Origin of the sequence: Streptomyces sp. CA2R106 (assembly GCF_037034245.1) — a bacterium.
Classification (GTDB): domain Bacteria; phylum Actinomycetota; class Actinomycetes; order Streptomycetales; family Streptomycetaceae; genus Actinacidiphila.
This window is the reverse complement of sequence record NZ_JBAGKC010000207.1, coordinates 1-288: the sequence shown is the minus strand read 5'-3', so window position 1 is coordinate 288 and position 288 is coordinate 1. Positions and strand designations below refer to the sequence as shown.

1 protein-coding gene is annotated in these 288 nt (G+C 67.0%); it reads right to left on the bottom strand.

All coding sequences use genetic code 11. The annotated features are described in order from the left end of the window. Positions 1–288 (bottom strand): beta-ketoacyl synthase N-terminal-like domain-containing protein (locus tag WA788_RS35765; protein ID WP_335984708.1); only part of this gene is annotated, 288 nt, incomplete at both ends.

Genomic DNA, 288 nt, shown 5'->3' with positions numbered 1-288 from the left:
GCAGCGCCCTCATCACCAGACGCGAACAGGCCCGACGTATCCCAGCCACGGTTCACCGGGAAGCCCGACATCGCATCAGAGCCCCCCGCAACCAACCGCCAGAAACCCTCCGGGTCCTCCACCCCACCCGGGAACCGACAACCCATCCCGACAATCGCCACCGGCTCATCCACCCCGACACGGACGGCAGATACAGCAGATTCGGCAGCCACGCCGTCAGTCCCGCACGCCTCTGTGACCAGATACCGCGCCACCTCCAGCGGCGTCGGCTGGTCGAAGACCAAGGTC